Annotated in this window: 5 protein-coding genes; 1 reads left to right on the forward strand and 4 read right to left on the reverse strand. The window is 33.2% G+C overall.

Annotated features, from left to right (window positions below; translation table 11 throughout):
• From Q1A47_RS10605 to Q1A47_RS10615, 3 genes are all read right to left on the reverse strand, one after another.
• Positions 1–5,607: non-ribosomal peptide synthetase (locus tag Q1A47_RS10605; protein WP_299632120.1), on the reverse strand; the 5,607-nt coding region annotated here is incomplete at its 3' end.
• Positions 5,608–5,685: 78 nt separating this feature from the next.
• Entirely contained in the window at positions 5,686–10,788 is a 5,103-nt protein-coding gene (locus Q1A47_RS10610; RefSeq protein ID WP_246484782.1) for a non-ribosomal peptide synthetase, read from the reverse strand.
• A gap of 25 nt (positions 10,789–10,813) precedes the next feature.
• Positions 10,814–14,632: a beta-ketoacyl synthase N-terminal-like domain-containing protein gene (locus tag Q1A47_RS10615; protein ID WP_166530564.1), complete on the reverse strand. Its 3,819-nt coding sequence runs from the start codon at positions 14,630–14,632 to the stop codon at positions 10,814–10,816.
• Between the two features lie 978 nt (positions 14,633–15,610).
• Here Q1A47_RS10615 and Q1A47_RS10620 point away from each other — a divergent pair.
• A complete protein-coding gene (locus Q1A47_RS10620) occupies positions 15,611–16,579 on the forward strand; it encodes an alpha/beta fold hydrolase (protein ID WP_246484776.1) in 969 nt (322 codons plus the stop codon).
• Between the two features lie 356 nt (positions 16,580–16,935).
• Here Q1A47_RS10620 and Q1A47_RS10625 read toward each other — a convergent pair whose 3' ends face one another.
• Positions 16,936–18,189, reverse strand: a complete 1,254-nt coding sequence (locus Q1A47_RS10625) for an APC family permease (protein ID WP_034679745.1) — start codon at positions 18,187–18,189, stop codon at positions 16,936–16,938.
• Between the last annotated feature and the right edge of the window lie 28 nt (positions 18,190–18,217).

Below are 18,217 nucleotides of genomic sequence, written 5' to 3' on the forward strand. Positions count from 1 at the left end.
CAGTTTGGCATCTTCTATCATATAATTGATTCGATCGATTGGATGTGTTGGATCGATAGGTAAGTAGGCGCCGCCTGACTTGAGAATGCCTATCATGCCGACCATCATTTCTAGCGAACCATCGATCATCATACCGACAATCGCATTGGCTGTGATGCCATTTTGGCGTAAGGTCCTTGCGAGTTGATTCGCCTTTTCATTTAAGGCTTGATACGTTAACTGCTTGCCTTCGTATTCCACTGCGATATGGTGGGGATGTTTTTCTACTTGTTCCTCCCATAATTGAGATATTGTCTTATCCTTTGGATACGTTACCGATGTGTCATTAAAGTCATGGAGAATCTCTTTCCGTTCCTTATCAGTTGTCATACTGATTTGGGATACAGGGATTTCCTGGTTTTGAATCACGGATTGAATGATTTCGATGAAATGGTTCTTAAGATTTATAACCGTTTCTGAATCATGTACATTTTTGTTATATGAAAAAGTTATTTTTGTATCTTCACTTGGTATAACTTTTATATTGAAATCATAATTCGTTTGTTCATACCCATGTATATCTTCAACAGTAAATCCTAATTCAGAAACAAAATCAAAGTTCACTAATGCTTCATCAATATAATAATTTTGGAAAGTTATTTTACTAGTAATTAGATCACTCTTTATATCAGTTAGCGATTGAATATCCGCTAGTGGATAATAATCATATTTACTAGACTCCAATGCCTTATTTTGGGTTTCCTTCAATAAGTCAATAAATATTTGTTTAGGATTACTTGTGATTCGGACAGGAATCATATTAATAAATAACCCTACCATTTCTTCTAAGCTTTCTATATCATAATTTCTTCCTGATACAACAGAACCAAAGACAACGTCATTTGTTTGATTGTATTGTTGCAGCAATATTCCCCAAACTACCTGTATAATCGTATTTAAGGTTGTTTTAGAGCTTTTAGCAATATTAGTTAACGCTTTTGTTATGTCTTTATTTAGAACAAAATCCAAATCTTCCACCATGTATTCATAGTGATGAGTTCGAATCGATGGTATTTTAACATTGGTTTCATACCCCTCTAGATATTGGTACCAATATTGCTTAGCATGATTACGATTTTGTTTTTGCAGCCAATCAATGTAATGACCATATTGCTTTGGATTATCCATTTCTAAAATGTTGTTATTTTTTAACATAGAATAAATATCAAAGAAGTCCTTTAGTAATATCCATGTGCTCCATCCATCCATCAGAATATGATGAGAGCTCCAGATCACTTTATATTCTTTATTACCCTGTTTCAAAATGAATAGTCTCATAAGAACATCTTTACTTAGATTGAAACCTTGCTTTCGATCCTCAAGTATTATTTTTTCGATACGGTCATCTAACTGTTTATTATCCATACTCGATAGATCATGGAAGTACACCTTTGGCTTTCTTTCTTTTAAAACGACTTGACGTGGTTTCTCCACATCTTTATAGGCTATAACCGTTCTTAAAATATCGTATTTATTAATGAGTATTTGAAAGCTTTTTTGAACAAGTTCCATATCTACTATGCCTTTAGCAGTAAAAATGGTTTGATCAAAATATGCAGATGACTCACTCTTTACTAATGAATGAAATAGCATACCTTCCTGCATTGGGGAAAGAGGGTATATGTTCGTAATTTGAGTTTTATTTGCTCCCTCATATGCTTCTTTTAAATTTTTTAATTCATCTGTTGTCAAATCTTCATCGGAATAATCGGATACCGTATATTCCATCACGTCTTTCTCCAAACAATGGCGAATTATTTCGATTAGATTTTCCTTAAATCTTTCGAGAAATTTTCTTATTGTTTCTCTACGATACCTCAAGCTATTATAGGAAACAGAAAGACTTAATTTCTGATTAGTTATCATTCCATTTATGTCGATTTCATTTATTCTATCACTATTTGGACTCACGTTTTCCCCTGAATATAAAGAGGAAATTTCAAAAAGTTCATCATTTAATTGCTCGTCAAATTGTCCCAAATAATTGAAGCTAATTTCTGGTTCTCGATTATTCCAAGGCTTTGATGGTGAAAGATATTTTAAGATACCATAGCCTATTCCTTTATTAGGAACTTTTCTTAAGGATTCTTTTGTATGTTTGATTAAAGACGAGGTGGATTTGTCTACCATTTTTAATAATAAAGGATATTGTGCTGTAAACCATCCTATCGTTCTATTTATGTCTATATTTCCTTCGAAAGCGTCTCTTCCATGACCTTCTAAATTAATAAGAATATTCTTCTCATTTGTCCATTGATAAATGGTACGAGTAAGAGCTGCTAATAGCAAATCATTTATTTCTGTATTATAGGCTTGGTTCGAACGCTTTAATAAATCTTCCGTATACGATTGATTTAATTCAACATGCACTTCTCTCGCATTTTTTTGCTTATTCTCAAATTCCTGAGATTCGAAATCAGTAGGTAGAGGTTTTATATGCTGTTGTTCCATTTTATTCCAATATGGAAGCTCCTGCTGAAAATATTCAAGTTTCTCTTGTAAAAAATCTGCCCACTCTTGATACGAATTGGATTTCGGTTGAAAGTCAACCTTTTTACCTTTTAGTAAAAGATTATACCCTTCGGTAAAGTCTTCTAAGAGAATTCTCCATGAAACCCCATCTATTACTAAATGATGGATAGCTATTAAAAGATAATCCCCTTCCTTTGTTTGAAATATACCTAACTTGACGAGAGGGCCATTTTCTAAATCGATACTACTTTGAAGTTCATTACACTTCAACGAGATTAGTCCCTCATAGTGATCATACTTTCGTAAATCATGAACATCTATTGAGAAGAGGTTCGACTCTATATCTCTATTAATCTGCTTCACTTTTCCGTTATGTTTACGGTAGACCATTCGTAAGGCATCATGATGGCAAGTTATTTTATCAAAAATTTTCTCAATCCACTCTACTCGAAAACCGTCTCTACCATATAACATAATAGCTTGATTCCAATGATGAACATCTGTTATGTCCTTTTCAAAAAACATACGTTGAATAGGTGTTAGTAATACATCACCAGAGACCGTTTTTTGGTCCACTACCACTTGTTCTTCCGTCATCTTAAGGCTAATTGCTTTCAAATTACTATTGTCAAATATGTCCTTCACTTCTAGTGTAAAACCAAATTTTTGCAATTTTGATATTAGTCTTATTGCCTTGATAGAGTCTCCACCAAGATCAAAAAAGTCTTCATGAATTCCTATTTTTTTAACTCCTAATATTTCACTACATACTTCCACTAATCGTTTTTCCTTCACGTTGGAAGGTGCAACATATTCTTGTATTGATAAATCCAGTGTATCAGGCTCAGGCAATATTTTTCTGTCCACTTTGCCGTTTGGTGTAAGCGGAATGCTTTCAACCTGAATAAAGTAAGTAGGCACCATATAATGAGGTAGTTCTTTTTTTAAGTTATTTCTTAGGGCAGCTATATCTATTGATTCTTCACCTAATAAATACGCGCATAGATATTTTCCTTGATTATCATTTTCCCATGCTAAGACTACAGATTGAAGAATATATGGTTGTTCGGATAGCTTATTTTCAATTTCACCTAGCTCTATTCTAAACCCCCTAATTTTCACTTGATCATCTAGTCTTTCAATAAATTCAATTGATCCATCAGGGAGCCATTTTACTAAGTCTCCTGTTTTATACATTTTTGATTTAGTTTCAAAAAGATTCACGACAAACTTTTCCTCAGTCAACTCAGACCGGTTTAGATAACCAATTGATAATCCTTCACCACTTATGCATAACTCTCCTGGTAATCCAATTGGTTGAAGTTGACCGTCACGATTCGTAATATACACTTGTGTATTTGCTATGGGCTTCCCGATAACATTTGATTTGTCTTTCCCGCACAAAGTTGTCAATGCATCAACGGTTGTTTCTGTAGGGCCGTAACAATTATAAATATCATACCCAAGATCAATCACTTCATTTTTTAGAGTGTTTGGTAATGCTTCTCCACCAGAAATAAGCACATCAACACTTTCTAATTTAGGATCACCTACAATAAATTCCTGTATAGTAGTCGGGACTAACTGGACAATGTTTATGTCATGTTTCTGGATAAATTGTCTAAATTTATATCTATTTGTCGATTCTTCATAAGTGGTAATGTATACCGTTCCTCCATTTAGCAAAGCCCCAAAAACTTCTTCAACGGAAACATCAAAAGAAATACTTGTATTATGCATGACGTGTCGACGTTCTCTCAAATTATAGGTATCGCCAAACCAAGTGCATAGATTGATAACACTTTTGTGTTTTATCGGTACTCCTTTAGGGTTTCCTGTAGAACCGGACGTATAGATGATATATGCGAAATCTTCCATATGGCTGATTGTTTCTAAATTTGTTTTAGGTTTCATTTCTATGGAAGGATCATTTACATTTATCTCTGGAATATTTACTTCTAACTCCTGTGTTATCGTATTCCGGATTAATAATACATCCACTTCTGCATCTTGTAGCATGAAGTTGATCCTTTCTTTTGGATAGGAAGGATCAATTGGTAAATACGCGCCACCGGATTTCAAAATTCCTAGTATTCCAATAATCATCTCAATTGATCTTTCGCCCATAATAGCAGCTACTGAATTTACTTTTACCCCTCTCTCTTGCAATAGCCATGCCATTTGATTAGATTTTTCATTCAATTCCTGATAGGTTAAGCTTTGCTGCTTATATACCACTGCTATTTTGTTAGGATTCTTTTGAGCTTCTTCTTCAAACATTACTTGTATAGTTTTATCAGCAGGATATTTCGTTTTAGTAAGGTTAAATTGTTTTAAGATCTGATGTTTTTCCTCACTAGTTATCATTTCAACGTCTTTGACTTCCTTAGCTAAATCTACCATCATCTCAGTTAAGATAATTAAAAATCTCTTCCCAAATTGATGAATCGTCTCGCTCGTAAAAAGGGTAGCATTATAGACAAATGATAACACTATTCCTTTACCCGTCTTTTCAATGCTAATTGTGATTTCATTGTTGTTGGAGTTATGTATGTATTGGATGTGTTCATCTAGATGAAGGGTATTCATAGTTAAGCTGATTGGAGTTAATTCCATCACACTATTACTGATATTCGAGTTTCTTAATAGATTTTCCAAGTTAATGTGGCTATGTTGATATGTTTCTATTAACTTATTCCGATTCTGCAAAATCAGGTTTTTAATGATTGCATTACTGTTAAAGTTATTGAAGAAAGGTAACACTTTATTATTTATTCCACTACGATTTTCTTTATGAGAGACAAATATTGGAATTCCTATTATGTTTTTAGTTTTACCATTATATTTATAAAGCTCTATTTGCAAGCACGCCATAAAGATGGAAAATAGAGGAAAATCATTGTGCTTGGTAATTGCCAACGCTTTTTCCGTAATAGCATCATCTAAGGAAAATGAAATTTGAGACTTTTGATAGTTATTTACATGAACAAAATCCCGAGCAAAGTCTGCCTTCCATTCATCAGTAAGGTTCATCGTTTCCCAGTATTTTTTTGATTGTTCTTCTTTTTCCATCAAACGGTCGAGATCACTAGACATTGAATACCCTCCGTTCTTCATCAAAGTTAATTGAACTTAAGATTATAACCATTAGTTTAGGTAGACATAAGTGTATTTTTAAAAGGAGAATTCTTGATCTTTAAGCTCATTTAATAATTCATCTTCCTGTAAAATGGATTGCCTCTCCTCTTCGCTACGAATTTCAATATTTCCAAGTTGAATATTTACTTGTGTTGAAATGATCTCAATAATCCGCTGGAAATCCTCGGCTATTCTAGCAACGGTTTCTTTCTTAAATAGTTGAGAGGAATATTCAATACTCATTTCAATATGTTGCTTTTTTTCTAACGCAACTAAAGATAAATCCATTTTTGCTATATTATTAGTTAATAATTTGGGCTTAAGTGATAAATTGTTAATCTGGATAGCTTTACTCAAATCGAGATTGGTCATATCAAAAAGAACATCGAATAATGGATTTCTGCCTTTTATTCGTTTAATATTTAACTCATCAATTAATTCTTCAAGCGGATAATTTTGATTATCATATGCAAGTAAGGAGTTTTGTTTTACTTCCTTTAGAAATTCACTAAATGTCTTATCATTTGTTGGCTGATTTCGCATTGCTAACGTATTTACAAACACCCCCATGATATTCTGCAGATCCGCATGCGGCCTTCCTGCAATTGGTACTCCGACAACGATATCCTCTTGTCCACTATATTTGGCTAATAGAATGTTAAAGGCAGACAGTAAGATCATCTGAAGAGTCACATCTTCTTGCTTCACCAATACTTGTAACTTCTTTGTTGTTCCCTCCTTGATGGTAAATGCTAAGCTATCTCCTTCAAAGCTTTGAAAGGCTGGCCGTTCATAGTCATATAGCTGCTGGAGCATTGGCACCTTATCTTGAAATTGTTCTTGCCAATAACGAGCTTCCTCCTTCATATGATCATTTTTTAAATATTTATATTGCCATTCGGCATAATCTTTGTATTGAATGCGCAATGGTTCCATCGACTCACCGTTATACAATTTTTTAAATTCATTCATAAAAATTTCTACGGATACACCATCGGAAATAATATGATGCATATCAATTAGTAAATAATATGTTCTGTGAGCTTTTAAAATTTCCGCTCGGAATAACGGTGCTTCCTCTAAGACGAATGGACGAATCAATTTCTGAGATAAGCTAGTAATATCAGTTTCATCTACTTTCCGTACAGGAAGATGGAACGCTAGTGTTGGCTTAATTTTTTGGACAATCTCACCATCGACTGTTACAAAATAGGTACGTAGTACTTCATGTCTGGCTATTAATTGATGAAGCGTTTCTTCCATTTGTTCAATATCTATTTCTCCTTCTAGCATAAAGACGCCAGGCATATTATAAGCGGTACTTTCTTTTTCCAATTGTTGCACCGAATACATTCGTTTTTGAGCAGAGGATGTTTGATAGTATTCCTTTTCTACACATGGCTCTATTTGTTTGTATGGATTAGCAACCCCTTTGATATCAATGTAGTCGCTTAACTCTTGAATCGTTGGTCTGTTAAAAAGTTCTTTTAATGGAACTGACACCTCTAATACCTTATGTACCTCACTCATGACAGTTGTTGCTTTTAATGAATGGCCACCTAAGTCAAAGAAGCTATCATGGATACCAATGGATTCTACTCCCAACACATTTTGCCAAATAGAAGTCAGTATTTTCTGTGTTGGAGTTTTTGGGGCTTCATACGCCTCCGAAATAAGCCCCATTACATCTGGCTTAGGTAATGCCTTCCGGTTCACTTTACCATTATTGGTTAATGGAATCTTCATGAGCTCCATAAAGTAAGCAGGAATCATATAGTCTGGCAAGCTTTCCTTCAAATAAGCTTTTATTTCTGATTTATCCATAGAACACTTGGCCACGATATAGGCACATAAATATTTTTGATCTGGTTCACCTTCTTTTGCTACCACGACAGCTTCTTTAATGTCAGGGTGGCTGATCAGTCGATACTCTATCTCACCTAGCTCAATTCGATATCCTCTAATTTTAACTTGGTTATCCATTCTTCCTAAGTACTCCATCTCTCCACTTGGAAGCAATCTTACCAAATCACCTGAATGATATAATTTACTTTCCTCCACATAAGAATTGTCGACAAATTTTATACTCGTTAACTTTTCTTGATTTAGATATCCCCTTGCGACACCATCTCCAATGACACATAATTCTCCTGGAACACCAATTGGTTGGAGCCTTAAATTTTCATCCACAATAACTGTCATTAATGTATGAATAGCCTTACCTATATTGCTAATCCCACTTTGAAGATCTTCTTCCTTTAATTCTTTAAACGTCACGTGAACAGTTGTTTCCGTAATTCCGTACATATTGATTAGTTTTACTGTTTTATATTTCTCCATCCAGTCTTTCAACATTATTGGTTTAAGCGCTTCTCCCCCGAAAATAATATACCTTAACGATAATTGTGACCTCGTTTCTTCCATTTCAATTTTCATTAAGTTATAGAAAGCTGTTGGTGTTTGATTTAATACGGTAACTTTTTCATTTTCTAATAATGTCCGGAACCTAGTTGTATCCATGGCAACTTCATCAGAAACAATAATCAGCTTTCCTCCATATAGTAAGGCTCCAAAAATTTCCCAAACGGAAAAGTCAAACGACTGTGAATGAAATAAGGTCCAAACGTCCTTTTCTGAAAAATCAAATTGATAGTCATCGTTCTTCATCAACCTTACAACATTTTTATGTTCGATCATAACTCCTTTAGGATTACCGGTAGTGCCAGAAGTATAAATAATATAGGCAAGATCACTTGGGTAGTTTATATATTTTAAATTCCTAGCATCCCCTTCTTGGAAAATGCTCGTATCCGATAAATTAACAACTGAAACATCATCCATCCCTTCATACATATATGTATTTGTAACAACTAGTTTAGTCTGAGAATCTGTTAGCATATATTCTTTTCTTTCCTTAGGCAACTTAGGATCAATTGGTAAGTATGCTCCACCTGCTTTTAAAATTCCTAATATACCAATGATAAGTTCAATTGATTTATCAACCATAAGTGCTATGATTGAATCTGCTTGAACACCAAGATTTCGTAACTTCCTAGCCAGTTGATTAGCCTTCACATTCAAATCACGGTAAGTTAGTTCTTCCTTATTGTCTTTAACAGCAATATGATTCGGATATTTCTCTACTTGTTCTTCAAATAACTGATGGACAGTTTTTTCCTTTGGATACAACACATTTACATTATTAAAGTTGTTTAAAATTAAATCTCGCTCTTCTGGAGTGATAATGGGTATATCACTAATCTGATTATTAGTATTGTCTAATACGTTTTCAGTCAATCTGCTAAAGTGCTTAGCCATTCTTTTTATAGTTTGTTCACTATAAATGTCTGTATTGTATTCAATGTTAATTGCATATTCTTTTTCTTGATTAACCTCGAAAAACAAATCAACTTTTGAGCTTTTCGTCTTGATTTCATCACTTCTAATGTTAATACTGGGACTATTTAGTTCTCTAATCAGGTTATTTTGAAATGTATAGAGTACATCAAAGATAGGATTTCTGCTTTTATCTCTCCTAGTATCGAGCAGATCTACTAATTCTTCGAAAGGATAATCAGCATGGTCCGTTGCTTGAAGTACATTCGTTTTCACCTTATCCAGTACATCAACAAACGCTTCTTCTGTATCAATATAATTTCTAATAGGAATTGTATTGACGAACATCCCTATTAAGTTTGCTGTTTGTAAATCTTTTCTTCTATCTAATGTAGATCCAATTACAATATCTTGTTGTCCGGAATACTTCGCTAATAGAATATTAATACATGTAAAAAAGAACATGTACGGAGTAACATGGTTCACTCTACAGAAACTATCAATCTTCTCACTCAAATGATGGCTTAATATGAAGCTTACATTATCTCCATTAAATGTTTGTAAGTACGGTCTTGAATAGTCACTATGAATATCCAGAGTTGGAATACCATCAGCAAACACATTTTTCCAATACGTTTCTTGTTTCCTCTTATCAACATCTTTATTACCTTTTTCTTTTTGTAGGATATAATCCTTATATTGTAGCGTTAAATCATCTAGTTCCTGTCCACTATAATGAGTCATTAATTCATGTAAGAAAATTGCAGAGCTTGTACCATCAGCGATAATATGATGAGTATCTAATAACATCACATGGAAATTTGTCTTCACCTTAATTAGTTTTATCCTAATTAAGGGCAAGCTATTTAAATCGAATGGTTTTATAAAACACTCCCTCTCACGATTTATTAATTCGTATAGATCGACATCTTCCTCCAGAATAGAATATGGAATGGAAATGTGCATCTTATCGACTATTCTTTGTACGACTTCTCCATTGACCTCAGCGAAGTACGTGCGTAATGATTCATGCCTTTTTATGATGACATTAAGCGAATTTTCCAATTTTTCAACATCCAAATCCCCTTCTATTTTGACAACACTCGCAATATTGTAATTTAAACTATTCTCATCCACTTTATGTAGTGTATACATTCTTTTCTGTTCAGAAGAGATTGGATAAATTTTATTTGCATCATCTTTTCCCTCTCCTCGAACTAGAATTTCTCCTTCTTCTGTCAATTCACCAAGAATACTAGTGTTGTAAATTTCAATCTTATTTGGGCCAATAAAGATATTTCCAATAGTACCTTTTGGTAACAACTGCATTGTATCATCCAAAATGAATACTCTAATGTCATGACAATTTACGATACCAAACTGTTCTAAATTCACTTTTAGCTTTTTTTCTATATAGTCATAAGGAAACGTAGAGTAATAACGCATAATTTCCTTCGATTCAAGTACTGAAGCAGTTCTGTTTAACTCTTCTTCTAATTCTTCGTTGCTAGCATTTTCTTCAGTTGTTACCGTTGCTTGTAAATAGGATGTCTCTACTTCGTTTACTATATTAGATTTTTCATTTATATAAGCAGCAAGTTTATTTAAATCAGATAAGTCATTAAAAATTCTAGAAAATGGGATTTCTATACCAAATTGTTGTTTAATATGGCTATTTACCCTAGTAAAAATAATGGAATCGAATCCCATTTCAATAATATTCTCATCCGGTTGTAGTTCTTGATTATCAACCTTGGTTACTTCCGATACTATTTCTAATAATCTATTCAGGATTTTATTCATAGAACTACCCACTCTTATACCCCCTTTAGAAACTTGGCCAACATTTCAATTTTTGAAATACATAAGTTGGCAGACTAACCTTCTTCGTCTGTTGCGAACTATATAACTGCTCCCAATGAAGTTCCGCTGCTCCCCTAATATATAGTTGGGCAATTCTAGATAAGTTACCTGTTCGATTATCTATAGTTGTGTTAGCCACAATATTATTTCCACTATCACGTAAAGCAATTATATTCTCTTTAGTTAATTCATCAATTTTTGTCGTTTTAGTAGCTTCTTTCACCCGTTTATGAACTCCAAAATAAATATGATTAGCTAAATCTGTTTTACATTCAAAATGCTTCAATTTTTTTATTAAATCGTCCAATGAATCAGCGACAATAGCTATTCTATATTCAAAATGTTCTCTACCTATATTAGATGTATAGCATACATTTGAAAGTTTTAAGTGCTTATTATTTTCCATGAATTTAATATATTTTTCGACTAACTGATTTAGTGTTGTATTATTCTTGGCTGATAGCGTGAAAATATGGCTTTCATTTGATTCTAGGCTTTGTTCTTCGTGACCTCGGTATTCTTCTAAAATTACATGTGAATTGGTTCCAGACAATCCAAAATTATGGATTCCACATCTTCTCACTCCATTGCGAGGTAACCAGTCAGTTTCAGTAATCGTAATATAAAACGGTGAATCGTTTAAATTTATGTTTGTATTTGGTTTTTTAAAGTTAGCAAGTGGAGGTAATTTTTTATTTTTCAACATAAGACAACATTTTACTAAGCTTGAAAGTCCTGAGGCTTCATATAAATGCCCAATATTTCCTCTAACAGAACCTAATGAACAAAACCGGCTTTCACCATGCCCGCTACTATAAGCACTAGATAAGGCTTCAAACTCGATTGAATCACCAATATCCGTTCCTGTTCCTTGTGCTTCGACATAAGTTATCGAGCTTGGTTCAACCTTTGCATTTCGTAATGCTTTCATAATTACTTCTTTTTGAGCAGCAGGATTTGGAGCTGCTAAACCTAGAGTAGTACCATCGCTATTTACTGCCATCCCCTTTAAAACAGCATAAATATGATCTTGATCATGAATTGCTCTTTGTAGTGGCTTTACCATAATGGAAATAACTCCTTCGCCTTCCCCAGTTCCATTACCCTCTGAGTCAAATGGTTTGGTTCGATAATCTTCTGACTCAAATCCAGCTCGCAGGCCGTCCTTAAGGGGAATGGTCTTAATCCTAATTCCACCAACTATTGCCTGCTCACAATTCCCACTTTTTATGTCATTACATGCAATATTTAATGCGACTAAAGAAGAAGAGCAAGCAGTATCAACAATCAAACTAGGTCCTTTTAGATTCATCATATATGACACTCTTCCCGCTATATTAGAAGAAAGATAGCCTGTAGGTGTTTGAATGTCTTTCGATGCTTGTAATATTTGTTGATACTTAAATCCTTCCATATCTCCCATATATCCTACATACACTCCAGTATTAGACCCCTTCAATGTTCCGGCATGATATCCAGCATCCTCAACTACTTTAACTGTAGATTCTAGAAACATTCTTTGCACCGGAGACATTGCAACACCTTCAACCGGCAGAATATTAAAATATTTATAATCGAACGTATCAATATTATTTAAGTAAGCCCCACGATGATATTCCATCTTATTTTCTGAATACCCAACTGATAATAAGTAATCGGTAAGATCTTCTTTTCTATTTTCAGGAAAATCCCGTACTCCTTCCCCCCCATTCCGAATGTATTCCCAATATTCATCTTGCTCTTCTGCTCCAGATGCTTTTAAAGAAATACCTATAATAGCAATATCATCACCAGCCTGATTCATATTTTTCCTAGAGCTGTTTTTCTCATTCACTTGTTTCTTTCCATTTTTAATAAAATCAGCTAGTTCTTTAATGGTTTGATTTGCATAGAAATCTGCAACTTTAATATGGTCTCCATATTTTTGCTGTAGCTCTGAAGCTACTTGAGTTAACTGCAGTGAACTGATACCCATTTCAAAAAAGTTATCTTCAAGTCCAATTTTAACTTCGCTTATGTACATCTTACATATAGAGACGATGCCATTTTCTATTTGATCAATATCCTCGCTATTACGCTCACCTTTCTTTTTATGTTCATCGATTTGCTTTATTATAGATTGGAACTTCCCTTCTTCAAACCGCCTTACCAGATTAAATCTTTGGACTTTACCGCTGGTTGTCTTCGGAATTTGTTTTAATGGAATAACATGGGAAATTTGGACACCTAATCGATAATTTAATTCTCTTTTTATATTTTTCTCTATTTCTATAAATTCCTCGTCTGACTTTTTAAATTTAATAAATGCTACAATATGCTCTGTTTGCTCTTTAAAATTTCTTGCACCACCAACAGCTACTTCAGCTTCACTAAGTGGGATTCCTGCGACTTCACGAATAACTCTTTCTAAGTCATTAGCAAAGTAATTCTGACCATTAACAAACAACACATCTTTGTAGCGACCCACTATTACTAATCGTCCATTTTTTATAAATCCTATATCACCTGTATTCAACCAGCCATCTGCAGATAATGCTTCGTTTGTTTTTGCTTCCATGTTGTAATAGCCGCTGGTTACATTTTTTCCCTTTATCTCGACAGCTCCTAGCATATCCTCGTCTAATACAGTTTGACGATTATCAGTTATTCGGATACTTGTATTTGTCAGAGGGTAACCTACATCAACAAACGTTGCAGCAAAGTTACTAGTATCGTTTTGCAGGTAAACTACTTCTTCCCCAATCTTAATTGCTCTTCTATCGATACACCACGTTATCACGTTGCCATCCTCTGGATAAGCTGCTGAAACCCCAAGACATGCCTCTGCAAGCCCATATGCAGGACACATTACAGTATCTTTCATACCATATTTACGCATCTTAGAGAAGAATTCCTGGATTAGATCTGCTGAGATTGGCTCGGCTCCATTAATGATAATTCTAACATTGGATAAATCGACATCTTCTGAGACTCTTTTTGCGTATTTTAATGTGTACCTATAACCAAAGTTGGGAGAGAATAGCAGTGTTGATTTATGCTGACTTGCTTTTTCTAACCACATTCTAGGTCTTCTAATAAAATCATTTGTATTAATATTGACTTGATTAATGTTTAATAATGTAGGTATTAAATGACATCCAATTAACCCCATATCATGGGACATAGGTAACCACGTAATTAAGCTATCCTCGCTTGTCATGCGTGTACCATTAATAATCCCTTCCATATTAGCGAGTAAATTATAATGTTTTAACATAACTCCTTTTGGTTCACCAGTCGATCCTGAGGAAAACTGTAAAAAAGCTATATCATCTTGATTACTTTCATAAATTTGTCCATCTTCCTCATAATGATAAACATCTCGAATATCTATCACTCTATTTTTAAGTGCTGATAGATCAATATCATTATTCTTTGCATATTTTTCTAGTACTTCATAGTGCTCAAGGTCACAAATTAGATATGGGTTATTTAATTGATTCCATACTTTAAAAAACTTTAATTTATGTTCATCATTCTTGCCTGTACTAAGTGGCACAGGAATTATTCCTCCCAATAATCCTGCCCAAAAAGAATGAACAAAATCTTCATTATCATTTAACTGGAATACAAGTTCATCTTTGTAGCTAATCCCTTTACTCTGTATATAGCCTAAAATTTTAATGCTTTTATCCAATAAATCATGATATGACACGAACTTTTCAATTCCGTTTTTTTTAACGAAACTGATACCCTTTTCTGTTTCTGATTCCTTATTTCTAATAACATTAATTAAAGTCGACAAATTACTCCCCCTCCGTTTTACCTTTGAACCCCGAATAATTTATATCACTAGAATTCATGTAATTTTTCTAACAAGGTAATTATATCTATTTTTAAATAGATATAAATTAATTGAGTAAATTTTTAATAGTGTCTAAAGTCTTATAAAAAAATATTCCCTTCTACAATCCACTAAAATTGTGTCACCATACTTATCAGAAATCGTATCATTTAATTTATTTTTTCAGTTACTTTAACTAGCAATTTCTAGTCTTTTTTACTTCTTTCGACTAAAAACAAGATACTTTAGTCATATTTTACATATATTTCAATTATACAAATTATCGATTATTATTAACTGAGCAAAAAGAATTATTTTTTTGTAAATTTAAAATATTGGATAGAGATTTATTACCATTAATTGTTATTGTTACCATTTAAACTCATAAATTGTAATTAGTTTAGTAAAATATACTATTTCAATCATAATTCGTTTAATAAATTGATAAGTATTTACAGTTTACCAGTTCGATTTATAGAATAATTTTTTATGAAAATATAAGGTATACTGGATGGAATAAACTGAATATACTCTAAATATTTTTCCTTCTGTTCGTACTGTAAATTTATCTACTTAAAGAATTTTTCCTCATCGTCTCCTCAAACATAAGTAGTTCCTCCATATCTCAATCGTAAGCAACCTTGTATGCTAATTTATTCGAAAGAAAGGCCATATGTACTAGCTATCTTTAACATTTTATGGGCTATTATCACATAAATAATACATCCTTTAGTACAAATGAACTCTTATTTCAAATTTATATACACTCTAAAACTTTTGCTCTAATTATACATATCTTTCTAATTATATTTTTTTGGGGAAATTACTATATAGTGATTAAAATTTTTTTACCATTTATAAGCATTATTTAAGAAAAAATCTATAAAATTATAAAGTAGTCAGACGAGAAAGCTAATGATGTAAAAGGAAGGATAAGTAATGACAATTAAAAAGATTAGCTTTTGGATGTTCATTAGAAATAGTTTTCTTATTATTGCTGTGATCTTATTATTTTGGATAATATTAAACCAGATTGTGATGGAGCTTGAGCAACACCGATATCCGCCATTAGGTCAATTAGTTGAAGTGAACGGTGATAAAATGCATGTGTATGTTAAGGGAGAGGGTGAAAAAACGATTGTTTTATTAAGTGGTGCTGGTACAGCTGCACCAGCATTGGATTATGAACCTTTAATAAAAGAAATGGCAAAGAATAATAGAATAGTAGTTGTAGAGACATTTGGGTACGGTTGGAGTGAAACTACTAATAAGAAGCGAACTGTTGAGAACATTGTAGAGGAAATAAGGACCGCACTGTATAAAGCTAATATTAAAGGTCCATATATTTTGATGCCTCATTCAATATCTGGTATTTATAGCTTGTACTATGCCAATAAATACCCCGACGAAATTAAGGCAATAATATGTAATGATTGCACTTTGCCTCAAGTAGTAGATTACTTTAATGAATCTATTCCTACTATACCTCGATATATAAATGTTTTAGCATCGACTGGAGCCACTAGGTTAGCAGTATATTTGAATTCAGCGAAGTACCTTCCTGAAGCAGAAAATGGAACTTATTCTCTTGAAAACTTAGAAAAGACTAAAATCTTATCGGCATGGAATTTAGGCAACAAAAATATAATTGCTGAAGTTAATGAAATAAATCATAATATTGATAAAACAGTTAATATGTCTTTTCCTACAGATACACCCGTTCTAATATTTACTAAATACAGTGATAGGATAACGACAAATGGTAAAACAATGGAAGCTTTTTATCAAAAGCAGATAAACCATTTATCAACTAAAAAGCTCGTTGTATTAAGAGGACATCATTATTTACACTGGTCTAATTTTAAGGAGATAAGCAAAACCGTTTATGATTTTATAAATACATTTTAACTTTTAAAGTTAGATGTAATAACTTTAAAAAAATTATATAGTCTTCATTCCACGCCATACAAACATTCTTATTCATTTGTTGACCAAAGTAAACCACATTTATGGGATAGATGGCAAAACGAACTAAAATTACTTACTATGACTATCGCTTTTGTATCCTTTTTCGGTCAATCGGTAATCCTTGCATCAAAATTATTTTTGATACAACTTTCCTTCATACGATGCCCTGTTTTTATAGTTCACCATCTCCCTAGACCCTATGCAGGATTACCTTGTAAAAAGGAGGTTATGCTCCTAGTCTATGGATCTCTTTTTAACTGGCTCTATTAACATATATTAAAGATTTCATTTATAGCTTATTGACTCCTATAAAAGCTTTTAGTAAGCATATATAGACAATAAGCTATCGATACAAATAAAGGTACCAACAGATATACTTCAAAAAAAGGAATGACACATAAAATAAATACAAATGAAACAAGTGAGCATATCCAAGGCTTGCTCCACTTCTTAAAAAGTTTAACACCTGAAATCATTGTTAAAGCATATACGATTAAACCAAGTGACGTCGGTATAAAAAGCAGATCATCAAATGTTGCTGAAAATATAACTGTGATTATTACGCCTATAACTGCAAACCCAACTGCAAATATAACCATGCGTCGTGGAACACCAGAACGATGTATCTTTGATAATACGGTTGGGAATGCTTTATCTCTGCTCAAGGAATACCCTAGCTGCGCCAAACTAGCGATAAATGCGTTTGATGTACCAATGCATATTAAATAGGCAAGTACTGCAGTTAATACTTGTGCCCCTATCCCTAGATTATCTTGTATAATAACAGCAATTGGCGAAAAATCGCTTTCAACACTACCATATGTATTTGTGCCAATAGTAACAAAACTAAGTAGTAAAAATAAACAACCTATAATCAATGCGCTAATTACAGAGCTTTTTACAATATTTTTATCAGGTTGTTTGAAATGAGAGGATAAGTTGCAGATTGCCTCCCAGCCAAAGAAGGCCCAGAAAATAACAGTAATAGCAGTGCCAATGGCATACCATCCATCCGTAAAGAAAGGTTGGAAATTATTAAGAGTTACACTTGGTAAAGCTACAATGATTGTAGTCAGTAGTAATAACAATAGACATGAGCTAATGATTAATGCAGCCTTTCCGCTTACTTCCAGACCAAAATAATTAAAGCAGCCTGCAATTAATAAAATTAGTATCGCTGCATATACCTCACCTAAAGGGGTGAAGTTGAATGCTTTACTTAAGTAAAAAGCCCCAGTTAATGCAACGATAGACTGACCAATTGCGGCAGTTACAAAATAGAACCAACCGACGATGTTCCCTAAATGATAACCAAATGACTTTCGAACAAACGTTGCTGTCCCCCCAGCATCAGGGAAATCTCTAGCTAAACTTGCAAAACTATATGCTAATGGAAAACTAAATATAATAACAATAATCCAAGATAGTAAAGAAGCAGGCCCTGCTATAGAAGCGGTTATTCCTGAGACAAATAATACACCAGATCCCAATATTGCAGCTATATATAAACTTATTCCTTGATAAAGATTAATTGTTTTTTTAGTAGTCATGTTCCACACTCCAAATTAAATAATAGTT

Source organism: uncultured Virgibacillus sp., assembly GCF_947495635.1.
GTDB lineage: Bacteria > Bacillota > Bacilli > Bacillales > Amphibacillaceae > Virgibacillus > Virgibacillus salarius.

Bases quoted from the DNA above. Each gene is read 5' to 3' on its own strand.
- Q1A47_RS10620 (WP_246484776.1), top strand. From the start codon at position 15,611: ATGACAATTAAAAAGATTAGCTTTTGGATGTTCATTAGAAATAGTTTT.
- Q1A47_RS10610 (WP_246484782.1), bottom strand. From the start codon at position 10,788: ATGAATAAAATCCTGAATAGATTATTAGAAATAGTATCGGAAGTAACC.
- Q1A47_RS10625 (WP_034679745.1), bottom strand. From the start codon at position 18,189: ATGACTACTAAAAAAACAATTAATCTTTATCAAGGAATAAGTTTATAT.